Below are 499 nucleotides of genomic sequence, written 5' to 3'. Positions count from 1 at the left end.
TTATCCATCATCGCTATCCGCCAAGTCCTATAGCGATACTTGGTGCAGTTATTCCACCAACGAAATCACGATTAACTGGAATGCACCACTGGTTTATTTATTAGCGGCAATTCAAAATAATTAGTAACTCACCATTGCGATACCTCCCTTTTTAAAAAGGGCGGTATCGCAGCTAGATGCCTCGGCAATCGAGAATCGGAGGTAAAGTCGCGGCAATGGCCCTATTGACGTGTAAAGTTGATTTACCAGCGAGAGCTGCCTACCACCCCGCCAACTTAATATAATCCATGAACTTAAACGGCATCTACTGCAACGGGCTATTCGCGAAGACTTAGTGCGCGGGAGTTTTCTGTTCACAACTTTTAGTGTGTATTATTTAAATGTGTGCAGTGCGGCGGTGCCGGCATAAACCTCTGGGGCACGCTGTGAATACATCTCGGCAATTGCTTATATGGACCCACCCTGTCAAACAAACTATTTAAACTGTCTAGATTGAGTT

General features: G+C 44.9%; 1 protein-coding gene. It reads left to right on the top strand.

Annotated elements, in window-relative coordinates; genetic code table 11:
* Positions 1-124, top strand: a 124-nt coding sequence (locus AC3A8L_RS12570; RefSeq protein ID WP_487962620.1) for a glycoside hydrolase family 9 protein, incomplete at its 5' end; no start/stop codon positions are given.
* Between the last annotated feature and the right edge of the window lie 375 nt (positions 125-499).

The sequence above is a fragment of the Marinagarivorans sp. genome, from assembly GCF_982758155.1.
This window is presented reverse-complemented; position numbering and strand designations above follow the sequence as displayed.